Raw genomic sequence first — 2,641 nt, 5'->3', positions numbered from 1 at the left:
CGTCGTGGTGCCGCAATCCGCGGTGCTGTTCGGGGCCGCGGGCCCTCGCGTCCAGGTGGTGAGCGACGGCGTCGTCGCCGAGCGCAGCGTCGTCACCGGGCTGCAGGACACAGACGGGATGGAGATTCTGCGCGGCGTCTCCGACGGCGAACTCGTCGTGGCGCGCGCCGGCGGCTTCCTGCGCGAGGGCGACCGGATCACCGCGGTCACGCCAGCGGACACCCGGGCGGGCGCCGCCGTCATCTCGGAGCGCTGAGCCATGGCGCTCAACATCTCTGCCCGCGCGATCCGCAAGCCGATTCCGCCGCTCGTGCTGTTCGCCGTGCTGCTGGCGGTCGGGCTGTTCTCGTTCGCGTCGCTGCCGGTCACGCGGATGCCGAACATCGACCTGCCGCTCGTCTCGGTCACGATCAACCAGTCCGGCGCGGCGCCGAGCGAACTCGAGCTTCAGGTCACGAAGCGGGTCGAGACCGCGGTCGCCGGCATCGCCGGGGTCAAGCACATCACCTCGTCGGTGAGCGACGGCCTGTCGCTGACCACGATCGAATTTCAGCTGGAGACCCAGGTCGACCGGGCCGTGAACGACGTGCGCGACGCGGTGACGAAAATCCGCACCGAGTTGCCGCAATCGATCGAAGAGCCGCTCATCCAGCGCATCGACATCGAGGGCATGGCGATCGCGACCTACGCGGCGTCCGCGCCTTCGATGACCCCCGAAGAGCTCTCCTGGTATGTCGACGACCGCATCGTGCGCGCGCTCCAGGCGGTGCGCGGGGTCGCCCAGGTGAAGCGCGAAGGCGGCGTCGACCGCGAGATCCGCATCGCGCTCGATCCGGCGCGCCTGCAGGCGCTCGGCGTCACGGCCGCGGACGTCAACGCGCAGCTCAGGGCGACCAATGTGGATCTCGCCGGCGGCCGGGGCGAAGTCGGCGCGCAGGAGCAGTCGATCCGCACGCTGGGCGGCGCCCTGACGGTCGAGCGGCTGGGCGCGACCCGCATCATCCTGCCGGGCGGCCGCGAGACGCAGCTTTCGGAGCTCGGCGACGTCACAGACGGTTCGGCGGAGCCGCGCGTCTCCGCCCGGCTCGACGGCAAGCCGATCGTCGCCTTCGGCATCTACCGCTCCAAGGGATTCTCGGACGTGACGGTGGCGGCGGCGGCCGCGGAGAAGCTCAAGGAGCTCGCGGCCGCGAACCCCGCCGTCAGCATCACGCCGATCGACACGACGGTCCGCTACACCGAGGCCGACTACCGCTCGGCCATGCACACGCTGATCGAAGGCGCCGTGCTGGCGGTGATCGTCGTGTTCCTGTTCCTGCGCGACTTCCGCGCCACCATCATCTCGACTCTGGCCATCCCGCTGTCGGTGCTCCCGACGTTCTGGGCGATGGAGATGCTGGGCTTCTCGCTCAACGCCGTCAGCCTGCTGGCGATCACGCTCGTCACCGGCATTCTGGTCGACGACGCGATCGTCGAGATCGAGAACATCGTCCGGCATATCCGGATGGGGAAGTCGCCCTACCGCGCCGCCATCGAGGCGGCGGACGAGATCGGACTGGCCGTGGTGGCGACGACCGCCACCATCATCGCGGTGTTCGTGCCGGTCAGCTTCATGGGCGGCATCGCCGGGCAGTACTTCAAGCAGTTCGGCATCACGGTGGCCATCGCGGTGGCGTTCTCGCTGCTGGTGGCGCGGCTCATCACGCCGCTGCTCGCCGCCTTCTTCCTGCGTGATCACGGCGCGCGCGAAGAGGAGGACGGCTGGCTGATGCGCGCCTATGCGCGCGCGCTCGCCGTCTCGGTGCGTTGGCGGTTCACCACGGTGGCGGCGGGGATCGCGCTGTTCATCGGCTCGATCATGCTCGCCGGCCTGCTGCCCTCAGGCTTCCTGCCGGAGAACGACACCTCGCGCGCGATCCTGAAGATCGAGCTGCCGCCGGGCGCAACGCTCGCGCAGTCGGACGCGGTCGCCACCCGCATAACGACGATGCTGAAGCGCCGGCCGGAGGTGGAGTCCGTCTACGCCACCGTGGGCTCGGGCGCGCAGGGCGGCGTCTCGATGGCGGCCGGCGAGGTGCGCAAGGGCGTGCTGATCATCAATCTCAAGCCGCGCGCCGAGCGGGCGCTCACGCAGAAGCAGTTCGAGGGTGAGTTCCGGCGCGAGCTCGCCGCGATCCCCGACCTGCGCAGCAATTTCGGCAACGACGCCGGCCAGCGCGAGTTCACGCTCATCGTCTCCGGCGCGGACGGGGCCGCCGTGGAGCGCGCCGCCGTGGCGCTCGAGAAGGAGACGCGCGATCGCGTCCCGCAGCTTCTGAACGTGATCTCGACGGCGGCCATCGACCGGCCCGAGATCCGCATCACGCCGAAGCTCGACGAGGCCGCGAAGCTCGGCGTCTCGGTCGCCCAGATCGCCGAGACGGTGCGGATCGCGACGATCGGCGACATCAGCCAGAACCTCGCGAAGTTCTCCGCCGGCGACCGTCAGGTGCCGATCCGGGTGCAGCTCGACGAGGCGGCGCGCACCGAGCTTTCGACGTTCGAATCCCTGCGGGTCCGCCGCGACGCCGGCGGCAGCGTGCCGCTGACCGCGGTGGCCGACGTCGGCTTCGGGCAGGGCCCGACCAGCCTCGACCGCTAC

General features: G+C 70.4%; 2 protein-coding genes. Both read left to right on the top strand.

The features are described from left to right. Nucleotides 1–256 (top strand): permuted SH3 domain-containing protein (locus ACIKT0_RS16655; protein WP_474998507.1); only part of this gene is annotated, 256 nt, incomplete at its 5' end. A 3-nt stretch (nt 257–259) separates the two neighbouring features. Continuing rightward, the coding region (locus tag ACIKT0_RS16650) for an efflux RND transporter permease subunit (protein WP_407106497.1) at nt 260–2,641 on the top strand (2,382 nt) is incomplete at its 3' end.

Source organism: Hansschlegelia beijingensis, assembly GCF_045505405.1.
Taxonomy (GTDB): domain Bacteria; phylum Pseudomonadota; class Alphaproteobacteria; order Rhizobiales; family Methylopilaceae; genus Methylopila; species Methylopila beijingensis_A.
This window is presented reverse-complemented; position numbering and strand designations above follow the sequence as displayed.